The sequence below is a fragment of the Chitinophaga eiseniae genome, assembly GCF_012641265.1.
Classification (GTDB): Bacteria; Bacteroidota; Bacteroidia; order Chitinophagales; family Chitinophagaceae; genus Chitinophaga; species Chitinophaga eiseniae_A.
The window spans coordinates 395,819-412,372 of sequence record NZ_JABAHZ010000004.1 but is presented as its reverse complement, the minus strand read 5'-3'; the positions used below and the strand labels follow the sequence as shown (position 1 = coordinate 412,372).

At 49.1% G+C, this 16,554-nt stretch carries 14 protein-coding genes; 4 read left to right on the top strand and 10 right to left on the bottom strand.

Features of this window, described 5'->3' with window-relative positions; genetic code table 11:
- Window positions 1-51 precede the first annotated feature (51 nt).
- The 5 genes from HGH91_RS18725 to HGH91_RS18705 all read right to left on the bottom strand — a co-directional run bounded on the left by HGH91_RS18725 (window position 52) and on the right by HGH91_RS18705 (window position 7,363).
- A complete protein-coding gene (locus HGH91_RS18725; protein WP_168740333.1) occupies window positions 52-1,734 on the bottom strand; it encodes a sodium:solute symporter family transporter in 1,683 nt (560 codons plus the stop codon).
- A 137-nt stretch (window positions 1,735-1,871) separates the two neighbouring features.
- Window positions 1,872-3,356, bottom strand: a complete 1,485-nt coding sequence (gene araA, locus HGH91_RS18720) for an L-arabinose isomerase (RefSeq protein WP_168740332.1) — start codon at window positions 3,354-3,356, stop codon at window positions 1,872-1,874.
- A 10-nt stretch (window positions 3,357-3,366) separates the two neighbouring features.
- On the bottom strand, window positions 3,367-4,065 hold the full coding sequence (locus HGH91_RS18715; protein ID WP_168740331.1) for an L-ribulose-5-phosphate 4-epimerase: 699 nt from the start codon (window positions 4,063-4,065) through the stop codon (window positions 3,367-3,369).
- Window positions 4,066-4,073: 8 nt separating this feature from the next.
- On the bottom strand, window positions 4,074-5,747 hold the full coding sequence (locus HGH91_RS18710; RefSeq protein ID WP_168740330.1) for a ribulokinase: 1,674 nt from the start codon (window positions 5,745-5,747) through the stop codon (window positions 4,074-4,076).
- 80 nt (window positions 5,748-5,827) lie between these two features.
- Window positions 5,828-7,363 (bottom strand): alpha-N-arabinofuranosidase, encoded by a 1,536-nt coding sequence (locus tag HGH91_RS18705; RefSeq protein ID WP_168740329.1) that lies wholly within the window; start codon window positions 7,361-7,363, stop codon window positions 5,828-5,830.
- Window positions 7,364-7,530: 167 nt separating this feature from the next.
- On the opposite strand from HGH91_RS18705, the gene pepE reads away from it, so the two are divergent.
- Window positions 7,531-8,238: a dipeptidase PepE gene (gene pepE / locus HGH91_RS18700; RefSeq protein ID WP_168740328.1), complete on the top strand. Its 708-nt coding sequence runs from the start codon at window positions 7,531-7,533 to the stop codon at window positions 8,236-8,238.
- Window positions 8,239-8,278: 40 nt separating this feature from the next.
- Window positions 8,279-8,872, top strand: coding sequence for a TetR/AcrR family transcriptional regulator (locus HGH91_RS18695; RefSeq protein ID WP_168740327.1), 594 nt, complete (start codon window positions 8,279-8,281; stop codon window positions 8,870-8,872).
- 11 nt (window positions 8,873-8,883) lie between these two features.
- Here HGH91_RS18695 and HGH91_RS18690 read toward each other — a convergent pair whose 3' ends face one another.
- Window positions 8,884-9,603 (bottom strand): SDR family oxidoreductase, encoded by a 720-nt coding sequence (locus HGH91_RS18690; protein WP_168740326.1) that lies wholly within the window; start codon window positions 9,601-9,603, stop codon window positions 8,884-8,886.
- 80 nt (window positions 9,604-9,683) lie between these two features.
- Window positions 9,684-10,622, bottom strand: a complete 939-nt coding sequence (locus HGH91_RS18685; protein WP_168740325.1) for a helix-turn-helix domain-containing protein — start codon at window positions 10,620-10,622, stop codon at window positions 9,684-9,686.
- Between the two features lie 40 nt (window positions 10,623-10,662).
- Between HGH91_RS18685 and HGH91_RS18680 the strand changes: the two genes are divergently transcribed.
- Window positions 10,663-11,016, top strand: a complete 354-nt coding sequence (locus HGH91_RS18680; RefSeq protein ID WP_168740324.1) for a hypothetical protein — start codon at window positions 10,663-10,665, stop codon at window positions 11,014-11,016.
- Window positions 11,017-11,101: 85 nt separating this feature from the next.
- On the opposite strand, the gene HGH91_RS18675 is transcribed toward HGH91_RS18680, so the two are convergent.
- Together HGH91_RS18675 and HGH91_RS18670 are read right to left on the bottom strand one after the other, a co-directional pair.
- Window positions 11,102-12,433: a DEAD/DEAH box helicase gene (locus tag HGH91_RS18675; protein ID WP_168740323.1), complete on the bottom strand. Its 1,332-nt coding sequence runs from the start codon at window positions 12,431-12,433 to the stop codon at window positions 11,102-11,104.
- A gap of 36 nt (window positions 12,434-12,469) precedes the next feature.
- Entirely contained in the window at window positions 12,470-13,426 is a 957-nt protein-coding gene (locus HGH91_RS18670; RefSeq protein ID WP_168740322.1) for a DUF6528 family protein, read from the bottom strand.
- 56 nt (window positions 13,427-13,482) lie between these two features.
- Between HGH91_RS18670 and HGH91_RS18665 the strand changes: the two genes are divergently transcribed.
- Complete coding sequence (locus HGH91_RS18665) at window positions 13,483-13,956, top strand: hypothetical protein (protein WP_168740321.1); 474 nt, start codon at window positions 13,483-13,485, stop codon at window positions 13,954-13,956.
- Between the two features lie 72 nt (window positions 13,957-14,028).
- Here HGH91_RS18665 and HGH91_RS18660 read toward each other — a convergent pair whose 3' ends face one another.
- Window positions 14,029-16,425, bottom strand: coding sequence for a TonB-dependent receptor (locus HGH91_RS18660; protein ID WP_168740320.1), 2,397 nt, complete (start codon window positions 16,423-16,425; stop codon window positions 14,029-14,031).
- Between the last annotated feature and the right edge of the window lie 129 nt (window positions 16,426-16,554).

Below are 16,554 nucleotides of genomic sequence, written 5' to 3'. Positions count from 1 at the left end.
TAAGTTTAGCCCCGCGAAACACGGGGCTAAAAAAGATAGTCGCCGCAGCTATTACCAGAAACGTATATACAAAGCCGATAGTAACAGTAACGTTACAACGATCAATACGGTTGTAGCAGGACTGATCCTGAACATGCCCTTGTCGAATACAAATGCCTTCGGGTTTACTTTTGGTCCCGCGAGGCTGATAGCGATCATCACGATCATGGTAAACAGGAAAGCCAGGCCCATACAGATCAGGAAAGGAATTTCGTAACCGCCTTTACCATTGGGGTAAGCAGTATAGAAAATCGTTTCATTTCCGAGCACTGCCGGCGCAAACTGGTTGAAGAACACGCAAAGGGTAAAACCGGTAACAATACCTGCCACCGCTGCTGCGCCGGTAGTCCGTTTCCAGAACATACCCAGCAGGAACATGGCAAATACGCCGGGGCTGATAAAGCCGGTATATTTCTGGATGAAGGTGAATCCACCTGCCCCGCCTATGCCCAACAGATCATTCCAGGTAAACAGGATAGCCATCACCATGGCTGCTACCACGGTAATGCGGCCGGTCCACACCAGCTTGGCTTCTGAGGCATCCTGGCGGATGTATTTACGATAAATATCCAGGGTAAAAATAGTAGAGATACTGTTGGCCTTACCTGCCAGGGAAGCTACGATCGCAGCTGTTAACGCGGCTATCGACAATCCCTTCAGGCCGGAAGGCAAAAAGCCGAGAATGGCGGCATACGCTCCATCTTTACTTTCCAGGCCTGGTAAATGCCCATTCTTTTGCAACACATACGCCGCAATACCAGGCAGCATGACGATAATAGGCATCATAATTTTCAACAGGCCGGCAAACATAATCCCGTTACGGGCGGTTTGCAGGTTAGCCCCCAGCGCGCGTTGGGTGATATACTGGTTACAACCCCAGTAATTGAGGTTCACAATCCACTGCCCTGCCGCATACATCAGGATACCGGGGAGTACCAGGTATTTGTTGATATATTCCTGGGAAGAGGACGCATCTGGCTTGGCAAGGATCATATGAAAATGATCCGGCGCATCTTTCATCAACGCACCGAAACCGGCCATCGCATCATGTCCCAATCCGAATTTCTCGCTTACCATGGTCAATGCCATATAGGTAGTTGCCAACCCGCCAATAATCAATACGCCTACCTGTATCACGTCGGTGTACCCGATTACCTTCATACCTCCCAGGGTAATGATCACCGCAAAAACCGACAGCGCAATCATCACCACATGCAGGTATTGACCGCCCAACAGTCCATTGATGGCCAGGGCGCCCAGGTATAAAATGGAAGTGAGGTTAACAAATACATAGAGGAACAGCCAGAAAATTGCCATGATCAGCGCCACGGTTTCATTGTAGCGCGTTTTCAGGAATTGCGGCATGGTATAAATTTTATTCTTCAGGTAGATGGGAATAAACCAGACGGCGATAATGATCAGGGCGATGGCGGCGATCCACTCATAGGCGGCTACCGCTATTCCTACAAAATAACCATCGCCACTCATGCCGATAAACTGCTCGGCTGAAATATTGGAGGCAATCAGGGAGGCGCCAATAGCCCACCAGGTAAGGGATCCTTCGGCCAGGAAAAAGTCCTTTGTATCAGTAGCCGCTTTTTTCTTCTTCCGGTATATCCAATAACCATAGGTGGCAACGATGACGAAATAAATAACAAAGACGATGATATCGCCAATGGAAAGTATATTTTTCATAACGGGTAATTTGTGTACCTTTTAGCAGTTGGCAATCAGCATTGGGCTTATGCGTGTTGAAAGATCGGTTGATATAGCGGTGGTATGGCAGCAGGCATCTCCATATTATTCAAATACCTGCTGCCCATCGCCTGCATTTAGTAACTCCGGTAACTGGCATCATTCCAGCGCAGCTCATTTTTAAACTCGCGGAGATCGGTATTTTTACCTATCAGCGCCAGTTCTATTCCGGCCATTTCCGCAAAGTCCTGCATATGTACGGAGGTAAGGTTCTGGCTATAGCAGGTGTGGTGTGCGCCTCCTGCCAGGATCCAGGCAGTACAGCCCTTCTTCATGTCGGGATACGGCTTCCACAACACTCTCGCTACCGGCAGTTTAGGCAGATCCTGTGGCGGCAATACCGCTTCTACCTCATTTACCAGTAAACGGAAACGGTTACCCATATCCACCAGGGAAGCGTTGATAGCGGGACCTGCGGCCGCATTGAATACCAGTCGCACCGGATCGGCTTTACCGCCTATTCCCAGCGGATGCTTCTCACAGGAAGGTTTACCGGAAGCAATCGACTCGCAGATTTCCAGCATATGTGAACCCAGCACCATCGGGTTGGCCGGGTCAAAATGATAAGTATAGTCTTCCATGAAAGAGTTACCACCGGCTAATCCGCTGCCCATTACCTTCATCGCTCTCACCAGTGCCGCTGTTTTCCAGTCGCCCTCCCCGGCAAAGCCATAACCCGCCTTCATGAGTCGTTGTACGGCAATACCCGGCAGCTGGATCATGCCGTGTAAGTCTTCGAACGTATCGGAAAAACCTTTATAATTACCTGCTTCCAGGAATGCTTTCAATCCCAGCTCTATCCGGGCCGCATCTTTCAGGGCTATATCCTGCAGCAGCGCCGCGGAAATCGTATAGGTGTCGGCATATTCCTTCACCAGGGCATTCACTTCGCTATCTCCAATACTGTTGATCACTGCTACCAGGTCGCCTATACCATGCGTATTGCAGGAAAAGCCCAGCTTTGATTCTGCTTCTACTTTATCGCCATCCGTTACTGCTACAAAACGCATATTGTCGCCGAAGCGTACAAAACGTGCGCCCTGCCAGTCGTTCCAGCCGGCGGCCACCCGGGCCCAGCCACCCAGTTCTTCCAGTACTTCGGGGTCTTGCCAGTGACCAGTGATCACTTTGCGGTTCATACGCATACGGCTCATCATAAATCCAAACTCACGGTCGCCATGCGCGCTCTGGTTCAGGTTCATGAAGTCCATGTCTATTTCCTTCCAGGGGATATCGCGATTAAACTGTGTATGCAGGTGGCAGATAGGTTTCGCCAGCGCTTTCAGGCCACGGATCCACATTTTAGCCGGCGAAAAAGTATGCATCCAGGTCACGATACCGATACAGTTCTTAGCAGTATTGGCCTCCATGCAAACGGCATAAATTTCATCTGGTGTTTTTACTGTAGGCTTATAAACTACGGTAACGGGTATACGCGCATCGTTATTCAACGAAGCTGCTATCTCCTGGCTATGTGCCGCTACCTGTTTCAGTGTTTCTTCTCCGTATAAATGCTGGCTACCGGTTACAAACCAGATCTCAAAAGTTTTCAGATTCGTCATGTTGTTTGGTTTATTGCCCATAATAGGAATTGGGGCCATGTTTACGTTCAAAATGTTTTTTTATCAGTGCGTCTTTCAGACGGGGAGCATTGCTGTTGATAGATTCTGTAAGATACGCCATCTGGGCAACAGACTCCAGCACGGCACTGTTATATACAGCCTTGGCGGCGGTTTTACCCCAGGTGAAAGGGGCATGGTTCCCGACCAGGATCATTTCAATTTCTTCGTAAGTGAGGCCCCGTTCCCGGAGGGTATCCATAATCTGGAAACCGGTCTGGTACTCATAATCACCGGCAATCATGGCATCTGACATGGGCGGTGCGCAGGGAATATCTACCGTATTATGATCGGCGTGCGTGGTACCATAAATGGGGATATCGCGCTGACTCTGTGCCCATGCGGTGGCATAGGTGGAGTGGGTATGTACAATACCGCCGATATGCTCCCAATGCTTATATAACACCGCATGGGTGAGGGTATCAGACGAAGGGCGCAGCTGGCCATCTACTGTTTTACCGTCAAAGTCTACGATGACCATCTTGCCGGGCGACAACTCCGCATAAGGCACTCCGCTGGGCTTAATTGCAAATACACCCAGTTGCCGGTCTACCGCACTTACATTGCCAAAGGTGAAGATCACCAGTCCCAGCGCAGGCAGCTGCATATTAGCTTCGTAGGCAGCCTGCCGGATATGTTGATACTGTTGCATACAATAAATTAATCGATGTTGATATTTGCGGTGAAAGCACCCAATGCTTTATATTTCCGATACCTGTTTTCGTATATGCCGGCCCGTTGGGTATCCGGATGGTAGGTTACTTCAAATCCCTGTCCCATCGCTTCCATGGCTTCTTCTACCCGGGTAAAGAGTCCCGCGGCCGTAGCGGCAAACATGGCAGCGCCCAACGCACAGGTTTGTTCAGAGCGGTGAATACGGATCGGCATGTTCATCACGTCGGCCATCATCTGCATGATAAAGGACGATTTCTTTGCCACACCACCGATGCCGATTAGGCCTTTCACCGGCACACCTTCTCTTTCGAAACGTTCTACGATCGCCTTGGCGCCGAAGCAGGTGGATTCTGCCACGGAGCGGAAAATGCGCGGCGCGTCGGTGGCGAGGTTGAGGCCTGTGAGACTTCCTTTCAGGGATTGGTCTGCATCGGGGGTGCGGCGACCGTTCAGCCAGTCGATGCCCAGCTCACTATGCTCGTCCGGGGCAATCCCGGCGGCCTGTCTGGATAATTCAGCAATCATTCTGCCGGAGGTTTCGGCCGCCAGCTTTGCAGCCAGTTCCGGATCTATAAGCGAAGAACCCGGCAGCAGTTGTTGTAACGGCCACGCCAGTACGTTGCTGAACCAGGCATACGCATCGCCGAAAGCAGATTGTCCTGCTTCCATGCCCATCATTCCGGGGATCACCGATCCGGGCACCTGCCCGCAGATGCCTTTTACCAGCTTATCTTTCATTTCCTCCATAGGTGCTACCAGCATATCGCAGGTAGAAGTGCCCATTACCTTGCTCAGGTGATAAGGTTCAATTTGTCCGCCTACGGCGCCCATATGCGCATCAAACGCGCCTATGCCAATCACAACACTGGTGGGCAGCCCCAGTCTTTCTGCCCATTCGGGGCAAAGATTACCGGCAGCTTCGCTGGAAGTATATGTTTTCGTAAACAGCCGTTGCGTAAATCCTTTTAACAACGGGTCTATTGCGGTGAAGAAATTATCTGGTGGCAGCCCGTCAAATTCAGCCGCATACAGGGCTTTATGTCCTGCGCTGCAGATGCCCCGTTTCAGTTCACTGGCATGCTTTCCGCCCGACAACAGGAACGGAATCCAGTCGCAGTGTTCCACCCAGGAATGCGTAGCATTTCTAACGGATTCGTCTACCCGGAGAATATGCAGGAGCTTGGCCCAGAACCATTCAGAGGAATAGATACCTCCTACATAGCGGAGGTAGTTTTCCCCGAAAGTGGCCGCAGTAGCGTTAATAGCGGCGGCTTCTTTCAGGGCGGTATGATCTTTCCAGAGTACAAACATGGCGTTTGGATTGTCCTGGAAGGCAGGGTTGAGTGCCAGTGGCGTACCGGTTTCGTCTACTGCTACCGGGGTAGAGCCGGTGGTATCTACGGAAATGGCCTTGATATTGGCGGCTACGTTGTTGCCGGCCTGTTTCAGGCAGGCTTTGATGGTTGTTTCCAGCCCTTCCACATAATCCAGTGGATGCTGACGGAACCGGCTCTGTGCTGCGTTACAATAGAGACCATCTTTCCAGCGGGGATAGTAAAATACCGATGCGGCTACTTCCTGCCCGTTTTGTACATCTACTATGATAGACCGGACAGAATCCGTTCCATAGTCTACTCCTATTACGTATGACGCCTTCATATTGATTGTAATATTGACACTTATTTATAAGAGATAAAAATTACGGGTGTGTGTACACCCGTTTGTTGACCAGTGAGCTATTACTTCAGTTCCAGTACCACTACTGAGAACGGAGGCAATTTCACGCTGACCTGGTTATTCTTCAGGGTAGCGCCTTTGAAGTCGGCCGGCTTGATATTATCTGGTTTGGCAAAGCTGTTATAGTCTTGCAGTTTGGCGGAAGCCAGTATGCGGCCACTGATGGATTTGTATCCTTGTCCATGAGTATCCAGCGTAATATCCTGCGTTTTATGTGCATCGATGTTAACCAGTGAAATGTGGGTAATGCCATTTTTATCTTTCGACGCAGAGGCTGAAACGGCGGGCAGTTTCTCGTTATTATATACATAGTCGTTGCTGTGCAGCGCTATGGGGATAAGGGTAGCATCCTGGTGAACGTTATACATTTCCATGACGTGGTAGGTAGGTGTTAACACCATCACATCACCTTTAGTGAGAATAACGGATTGCAGTACATTGATGGCCTGTGCGAGATTGGCCATGCGTACCCGGTCGGAGTGGTTGTTGAAGATATTGAGAGTAGCGCCGGCAATCATGGCATCGCGCATGGTATTTTGCTGAAACAGGAAGCCGGGATTGGTACCGCCTTCTACATCGTACCATCCACCCCATTCGTCTACCACCAGGGCTACTTTTTTAGCCGGATCATATTTATCCATGATAGCGCAGTGTTTAATCACCAGGGTGTCCATAAACAGGGCCGATTTCATGGTGGCGAAATATTGTTGCTCGTTAAAATTTACCGCATCGCCTTTTTTACTCCATTCTACCGTGGAGTAGTGGTGCAGGGCGATGCCCTGCAGTAAATGATGGGGAATATTTTTCATGAGTACTTCGGTCCAGTTATAGTCCGGGCCATTGGCGCCGGAAGCGATACGGAAAACGTTTCCCTGCATAAAGGTGGCGTATTTCCTGTACAGGTCGGCGTAATATTCAGGACGCATATTACCACCGCATCCCCAGGCTTCATTACCTACTCCCCAGAATTGTACTTTCCAGGGTTCCTTGCGGCCATTTTGCTGGCGCAGATCCGACATCGGGCTTTTGCCGGGGAAGTTGGCATACTGTACCCAATCGGTCAGTTCCTGTACGGTACCGCTTCCCACGTTACCGGAGATATAAGGCTCCGTGTTCAGCTCTTCGCACATGTTGAGGAAGTCGTGTGTACCAAAGCTATTATCTTCTGTTACATTACCCCACCAGGTGTTCACGATGGTGGGTCTTTTGTCTTTAGGTCCTATGCCATCTTTCCAGTGGTAGGTATCTGCAAAACATCCTCCCGGCCAGCGAAGGTTGGGGATCTTCATTTTACGCAGGGCGGCAATTACATCTTTACGTACCCCGCTTACATTGGGGATATGAGAAGTATCACCCACATAAAACCCGCCATAGATGCAGTTCCCCAGGTGTTCGGCGAAGTGGCCGTAAATATTACGGTTGATGGTTTGTGTAGGCGCGTCCGGTTTAAAAGTAACCGTGTTCTGGGCAGATGCTGCCCCCGCGGAAAGCAGGATTCCTAAAATACCTGTACGGATATACTGATAGTGCTTTTTCATAACGAGGCTTTTAAAAAACTGGGCCAGGCATCGTTGCCTAACCTGTGAGAATTCAAAAAAACAAAATAATTGTCATATTTACAATTAAAAATAATATTTTTTTTGAGAAGCGGGAAGCAGCGAGCTTCTTGCGCTCCGATTTCCGCTTTTCTGTACCTTTATGGTCTATGAAACATTTTATACTGGCAAGCACCTCTACCTTGTTTGGGGAAACTTACCTGGCTTACCTGCAACCGGCCATGAAAGTGTTGTACGAAGGGATAGACGAGATCATATTTATTCCCTATGCCCGCCCGGGAGGGATTTCGCATGATGATTATACCAACAGGGCTGCCGAAGCCTTTGCGGCTATTGGTGTAAAAGTGCGGGGGCTACATACTTTCGATGATCCGGGAGCCGCCATTGCCGGGGCAAATGGCTTTTTCACCGGCGGAGGCAATACCTTCCTGCTGGTAAAACAGCTGCATGAAAAAGGCCTGATGAATATCCTGGGAGAAGCCGTGAAAGCCGGCGCCGTTTACATGGGTTGCAGCGCAGGCAGCAACATTGGGGGCGTGTCAATGCAAAATACCAACGATATGCCGATTGTATATCCCCCCAGTTTTGCCACCATGGGGCTGATTCCTTTCAATCTTAATCCACATTACCTGGACCCCATCGAGGGTTCCCAGCATATGGGCGAAACCCGGGAAACCAGGATCAAAGAATACCACACGCAAAATACTACCCCCGTGCTGGGATTGCGGGAAGGTAGCTGGATTTACGCCAGGGGCAGGCAACTCACCCTGGAAGGTACCCTAAGCGCCCGCATCTTCGAAGCAGGCAAAGAAGCTTATGAGCTGCCGGCCGGTGGTTCCCTGGCTTTCCTGCAATAAATATTCTAAAAAGAACAATCATTCTTTTATCTTTGTCTTTATGCGTATTAAAGATGAAAATAAGGCATTGGCCATCCGCGAGAAGGCAATGGAAATGATTGTCCAGGAAGGATTTGATGGACTTAGTATGCATAAACTGGCCAAAGCGGCCAATATATCAGTATCTACGATCTATATCTATTTCAAGAACCGGGAAGACTTGCTCAACCAGCTGTATGCTGCCACTGCCGCCACCTTTGTAGAAGAAACCATGAAAGGATTTGACCCTGAGGTGGATTTTGAAACCGGGTTATGGCAGCAGTGGTACAACCGCTATCAGTATATTACGCAATACCCGCTGCATTACCGCTTTGCAGAGCAGTTCCGTAACTCTCCCCTGATCGAAAAACAGGACGGTTCCCCGGAATTTGCCTTCAAAGCGGCCATGCAGCGGTTTACTCAAAATGCCATGAACCGGGGAGAAATTATTTCCCTGCCCATAGAAGTGTTCTGGGCTGTTGCCTATGGCGCATTCTATACGTTAGTCAAATTTCATATCGATAATGCCAGCATGTCGGGCAAGCCCTTCTCCCTTACCACGGAGATGCTGCGACAGGTATTTCAACAGGTGATGAAATCCCTGCGCCCTAAATAGTCACCGACTTACTACAAACACAATCCCCCATCGCAACGTATAATCGTTCCCGTTATATTCCTGTTTCGCATCAGGAACTGGATGCTGTCTGCTATCTCTTCCGCCTCTCCTACCCTGCCTACCGGTGTTTGCGTGGCAAACTGTTCAAACGTGGCTGCTTTGGCCTCCGCAGGCAGGAAATCCCACCAGGCGGTATTTACCACGCCCGGCGAAACAGCGTTGATACGTAAGGGTTGTATTTCCCGGGCAATGGAAGGAATCATTAACTCCAGCGCGCCATTGATGGCGGCCAGCCCGGATACGCCAGGTGCCTGCGTAATAGCGGATATCGCGGTAATGAGGGTAATGCTGCCTGTTTTATTCACATAGGGCAAGGCTGCCTGTAAAGTATTCAGCTGTGGCCAGAATTTCCCTTCAAATCCTTCCCGCAGTTCCTGCAGCGACAAGTCGGCAAAAGTACCGGCTCCCTTGGCGCCACTCAATGCAATCACCAGGTGGTCGATAGGCCCATGGGCCTGGAAAAACTGATCCAGTGCCGTTCTGTTACAGCTGTCCATCGCCGCCGTATGTAACCCGGGATGAGCGGCCGCTGCCCGGGCCAGTTTATCAGCGTCGCGACCAGTAATAGTTACCTGCGCCCGCTGTTGTATCAATGCTGCTGCGGTGGCTAATCCAATGCCGGAAGAACCGCCGGCAATCACTACTTTCTTACTTTCAAATGAGGTAGACATATCGTTAACTTTTATGCTCACAAAGTTGCGGCATAAAAAGCGTGGTACTGTTATCGCAATCATGCATTGTATTAACCCGATTATGCATTTTTACGAAACGCCAGCGGCGTTTGCCCGGTCTGTTCCCGGAAAAACCGGTTAAAGCCGGCAGGGTCGCTGAAATTCAGTCGCCATGAAATTTCCGCCACGGAAGTATCTGTATACCGCAACGCTGCTTTAGCCTCCTGTACCAGCATATCGGCAATGGCCTCCGAAGCGGTATGACCGGTGACTTCCTTTACCGTACGATTCAGGTGATTAGGGGTAACGCCCAGCAGCGTGGCATAATCGGCCACCTTTCTCTTGGCCAGGAAATGCTGGCTCACCAGCTTTTTGAACCGTGGTACCAGGTAGGCATTACGTATATCCGTGGCCGTAGCATCCAGTCCCTGTGCTACATAGCTTCGCTTTACTTCCAGCAATAAGAGGTACAGGTACATATGGATAGCCTTTTCGCAGCCGGACCGGTGCTGCTGCAGCTCTTCGTTGATCTTTCTCACAAAGTCTGCTACCGCTGTAATGGCGGCAACTTCCAGCTGTACAAAGGGTACGCCTGAATAGTCGAAAAAAGGAAACTCCACCGGGATCTTCGCCGCCGGGATAATATCTTCCAGGAAGTCGGCATTGAATAAAATATAGTAGCCGAATGTATCTGCACTGATATTGTCTTTACTGAATACCTGGCCGGGAAAAGTAAAGCTGAGCGTACCTGGCCGGTGTTTAAACTGCTCCAGCCCCAATTGCACGTCCACACTACCGCTCAGGGTAATGCTGATCCGGTAGAAGTCGGACTTCAGCGGTCCTACTGCCGGCCGCAACCCTTCGCTGGAGTATATTTCAAAGCCGGGTATACGCCTGGCTGCATCCAGGTTGCTGTAACCAAAATCGGAAGTATCCTGCTCCATCCGGTGCAGATGCCGGAAATCATTCAATACATACTGTGGGATGTCCTTCCGGCGGAGTTGGGTATTCGTAGCCATTATGTTATATTCGTAACTAAAATTAGACAAATTATCTGCAATGGAGTTAACCACCTTATATCGCCCTGTAGGTCCCGATGAACTAAAACTAATAGAGCAGTCGGGGTGGAAAAGATTCCCGCCCCGGAAACCGGATCAACCCATTTTTTATCCCGTTATGAACGAGGCTTATGCGATCCAGATTTCAGTAGAATGGAATGTTCCGGCATACGGATCTGGCTTTGTAACCCGCTTTGCAGTAGATAGCAGTTTCCTGGAAAGGTATCCTGTGGAGAATGTAGGTGGAGTTATACACAACGAATTATGGGTACCGGCGGAGGAGCTCGAAGCGTTTAATGATCATATTGTGGGCGTGATTGAAGTAACGCAGTCTTATTACCCCGAAGGGAAATAAGGATTACATCACCCTGTCGCTACGAGAAAAAATAAAAAAGGCAGTGGTCCAACGACCACTGCCCCCAACTATATATAAAGCGTTATTATCTCGCTATATCAATCTTCACTTTTTTATTCTTGATCTTTTCATTCTTAATCTGTTCCAGGGCGTGTCCTACTTTGGATTTCACCACGGCTACAAATGAAAAGAAGTCTTTCACTTCAATTAAGCCGATATCTTCTTTTTTCAGGTGTGCTTGTTTGGCGAGGAAGCCTACGATATCTACTTTATTTACCTTATCCTTTTTGCCGGCAGCAATGAACAGCGTGGTCCATTTAGGTTTCTCGGGCAATTTCGCTGTTTCGGGCAGCTCAATAGTCTCGATGGTTTCATCGGCCAGGTAAGGCATCAGCTTTTCATCGGGCGCGAGGATCACGATAGCAGTGCCGCTGGCTTCCATCCTGGCGGTACGACCGTTACGGTGTGTCCAGCTGTCTTCTGTATGTGGCAGGTGAAAGTGAACGATGTAGCGGATATTGGGAATGTCGAGTCCACGCGCGGCCAGATCGGTGGTCACCAGTACGTTTACGGACCCATTACGGAATTTGCAGAGGGCAGCATCGCGTTCCTGCTGCTCCATGGCGCCATGGTAGAAGGTATTGATAATACTTTTCTCGGACAGCATTTTGCTGGTACGCTCTACGGCATCGCGGTGGTTGCAGAACACAATGGTAGAGCGGTTGCCCAGGTAGCAGATCAGGCGGAAGAGGGTATCCACCTTATCATTTTCCGGCGATAATACCTGTTTGATCGCGAGCCTTTCAGCCGGCGTACCGTTTTCCGGCAGGAAGTTGAGCTTTGCCGGTTGATCCAGCGCCAGGAATGCCGGGATATCCACGGCTTCTGTAGCGGAGGTGAGGATACGCTTTTTGATATTGGGCAATGATTCCACGATGAAGGATACTTCTTCCTGGAAGCCAAGTTCCAGGGTTTTATCAAATTCATCGAGTACCAGTGTTTCAATGGCGGCAACGGTAATATTCTCGCGACGGATATGATCTCCCAGTCGTCCGGGTGTACCTACAATAACTGCCGGGGGCTGAATGAGATTATTTTCTTCGGTTTCCCGCAGGTGCCCGCCATAGCAAGCAGTAATTTTATAGCCGGTGCCCATTTGTTTGAACACCTTTTCTATTTGCAGGGCCAGTTCCCGGGAGGGCACTACGATGAGGGCCTGGGTATTTTTATTGGCAGGATCCAGTCTTTCCAGTATGGGCAGTAAAAACGCCAGTGTTTTACCGGAACCGGTGGCCGACAGCAGGATTACATTGGCATGTTGCTGGTTAGCGGTTACCGATGCCTGCTGCATGTCGTTGAGTGAATCGATCTTAAGATTGGTAAGTATATTACTTACGGAGTATTTTTCTTTTTGCATTTGGCGCAAAAGTACGAAAATTAAATTTGGCGCGCCTTAGCGGCAAAGATGCAGCTGATCGTGGGCCGGGTAGCTGAAGGTATTGGGCAATACCCATCTCACTTTATAAATTTTCCAGCCTTTTTGGGAGAAGACAGTATGCCCGCTGGCATCTATTACTTCGTCTGTCCACCACGATTCCCTGGGTTTCACCAGCAGCACCGGGTAACCGGCGGGTCCGGAGGATACGCTTTTAATATCATGTTGTATGACGGGCGCCTGCGTGGCTTTCCTGGTTTTTATGTCGAAAGTATATACGTTGGTCGTGTTCGTAAGCCATAAACTATTTTTGCCATATACGGGGAACAGGTCATGGGCTTCCGTTCCGGGAATAGCCACAGCTGCTTCCGGCACCAGGTCGGGGGCCTGGCAGTTAAAGTTATAACGGAATACGTGCATGGTATCCATGGCGGCGGTCCACAAGCGTTTGCCGGCAGCGTCCCATACCACGTTGTGCCCAAAAGCCACGGTTATCTTTTTCGTATATACGCCATCGGGATAGTGAAGGGTATCGGTTCTGAACAGCATCAGGTAATTGCCCGTGCTGGAGGCGCTTACGATATTGCCATCTGGCAATAGCTCCACCGAATGCGTATTACCGCCGGCATAGGCATAAAACACGGTTTTCTTATCCGCAATGCGGATAAGGGCTACGCCCCCGCCGGAGGCATTGGTTAAAATGTATTGGTTATTATACACCACTTTGGCATCGCTGGGATTGCTGAACCATTTAACATGCGCCGGTTGGACGTTGGATAATTCCGGCTTCCACTCCCAGATCACGGCCCCGGTAGTGATATTTACAATCACGATACGATGTTGCGATTGTTCCGCCACTATTATACATTTGCGACAGTCGGCCACGGTAGATGCAGTATCAGACAGGTTTTCATATTTGGCAAAGCAGGTAACCGCCAACAGGCAGCATAACCAGGAGCAGATCAGTTTTTTCATGATGCCACATAATTACAATTTCTTTCCGGGAAATAAAATAGTGTTAATTTAAGGGTATGAAAACACCTATTATCTTACTGGTACTGGCAGCAGACATCCTGGTATCCTGCCATCAACAGGCATCCAAACAGGCCGTTACGGCAACGGATACACTGACTACCGCCGCACCTGCTGAAGAAAAGAATACTACACATTGCTATGCTAAAATTATGGGCAGAGATACTATCCAGCTTAGCATCTCCTTTTCTGACAGCGTAGCTACCGGTGCGCTCCTTTATAATTTCTTTGAGAAGGATAAGAATACCGGCAAATTCAATGGCGTGCTGCACAACGGGATTATCCGGGGTAAATATACTTTCTTCAGTGAGGGAGTGGAAAGCTCCAGGCCGGCTATTTTTAAGATTTCCGGGGAACAGGCCTATGAAGCCTTGCCGGAAAGCGTGGACCGCCTCGGCCAACCGGTTTTTAACCTGGACAATGATAAATTGAAGTTTGATAGTATTCCGCTGGTAGCGGGCGGGTGTAAATAGCTTACTGACATCTTCTATAAAACGCGACAGCCGGTTCTTTAAAAGAACCGGCTGTCGCGTTTTTACATTCCCTTAGAATTTATAGGATACCGTTCCGGTAAACTGTGTAGGCGGTATCGGGTTAATGCTATAGTTTTCGTGTACGTAGTAGTTATAAGTATTGGTAACGTTAGATACCTTGGCCATTACTGCAAAACGTTTGAAATTGTATCCAGCGCTCAGGTCGAGGGTGGAGAAACCTGGTACAGAGATCAGGCGGCTGAATGGCTGTGACTGACCTACAGTATTGTTCCAGCCGGCGTAACGTTGACCGATGTAATAAAATCCAGCACCGAATTTCAGTCCTTTCAATTTAGTTTGCTGTAAAGTATAGAAGGCGCTGGCGTTGGCAGTATGATTAGGGTTACCTACCAGGCGTTCTCCTTCTATAGAGCTACCTTTCAGGCCAGAGGTCTTTTCGATGGTCATGTTGTTGTAGCTGTACCCCGCCACTACATCCAGTCCTGGCAGCGGGTGCCCGGCGATATCCAGTTCCACACCCTGGCTCAGGGTTTCACCAATCAACGTTTTGATAAGCGTGTTGTTATTCTGCGCACCATCTTTCAGGTATGGCGCCGTTTGTGCGTAGTTGTTATTCCGGATGCGGTAAGCTGTTACATTTACTGACAGTAAGCCGTTGAAGAAATCGTTTTTAACACCTGCTTCATACTGGCTAATGATAGAAGGCTTTAGGGTTTCACCGTATATATCATTACCGGTATTAGGTGTAAAAGAAGTAGAGTAGCTGGCAAAGATGGCTGTATTAGCGATTGGCTTATACACGATACCAAAACGGGGAGAAAATGCCTGGTCATATTTTCCTTTGCCTACTGTTTTACCACCTTTAAAATCATATGCTGCTGTAGCTTCTGTTTGCAGGTAAGAGTAACGAACGCCCGCCAGTACTTTCAATTTTTCTGAAATGCTGACTAAATCCTGCACATATACACCTACCCTGTTGATTGGGTTATTGGTAACGGTGCTAAGTGCAGATGAAGGTAGATCGGTTCTACGGTTATATTTAGCAGGGTCAAACACATTGATACTATCATAGACACCAGTTGTACCTGGCAATACAGTAGGTACGGTATAAACATAGTTACCCGTCAGGTATCTATCTGCATCCACACCGGCGAGGATAGTATGTTCCAGGGAACCAGTTCTTACTTTACCGGTAAGATCCAGTTGACCGGAATAATAATCTTCGTTGGTAGCATTTCTGCCCAGCAGGCGTCTGTATTTACCGTCGGACTGTACCTGTATTCTTTCTAATGCGTAGTAATCACGTTGGTACTTAGAGTAAGACACGATACCGTTCAGCGACCAGTCTTTGCTCAGCTTATGGCGGATATTGGCAGAGGCAGTCGTTTGTTGGGTATGTGCATATTGCCAGGCTTCTCCATAGAAAGTATTGCGTGGTACTTTCATGATGGCTGTATCGGAGATAGACCCGATACCGAAGTCCGGTGTAAAGTCGTGTTTCAGGTAGTCGGCCTGTACTACTAATTCGGTACGGTCACTCAACTTAAACAACAGGGATGGGTTGATATAATAACGTTTGGAGTGTACCTGGTCGCGGTAGCTGTCGGCCGTTTCGAAGGTACCGTTTACCCGGAATGCTACTTTTTTGGAGATAGGACCGTATACATCGAAAGCGGGTTTCAGGAGTCCGAAGCTACCGGCTCTGAGGCTTACCTCTCCGCCGAAGTTAAATTTAGGTTGTTTGGTCACCATGTTCATCACTGCTCCTGGCGCTACGTTGCCGTAGAGGATAGCGGCGCTGCCTTTCAGCACTTCTATTCTTTCCAGGGAGCTCATTTCCGGCATCGCACCGGAGTTCACGCGGGCGCCGTTTTTGAACATGTTGGTAGAAGAAAATGCGTATCCGCGGGCGTTGAAAGCTTCCTGGGTACCTGCGCGGGTGGAGGCCATGTATACGCCGTTGATATTTTTCACTACATCGCTCATGCGCTGCGACTGTTGGTCTTCCAGCACTTCATGCCCGATGATAGCCACGCTCTGGGGCAGGTCCATCACGGGTACCGGTAATTTGCCGATGCTCACCGGCTTTTTATTGATAGTGCGGGTTCTTGTACCATCTACCACAATTTCATTCAGCTGGCTGGAAGTTGCTTCCAGGGCCAGGTGCAGGGCGGTTACCTCGTCGGCAGCCACGGTGATATTGTTGTGGAGGGTTTTAGTACCGGTATAGGAAACTACCAGGACGTAATTACCTGGTTTTACATTTTTGATGATAAATTGACCTTCTTCATCGGTGAGGGCGCCTTTTTTGGTATCCTTTAACCCGATGGTTACAAAGCCGGCAGGCTGTCCATCTGCAGAAGTGATCTTTCCTTTAACGGTGCCGTTTTGCGCCAGTACAGTAAGGTTTATTAAAATGAGACTGAGAATAAAGTATAAATGCTTCAACTACTAATATTTTTCGCAAAGTTGCAGCGATTCAGTTTGTTTGGTGTATCAGATCGGGAAAATGATTTACGCAATCGGGAAAAAAATGAGGAGTTTTCCTGATGAGGAAAATAGTTATATTTAATAATC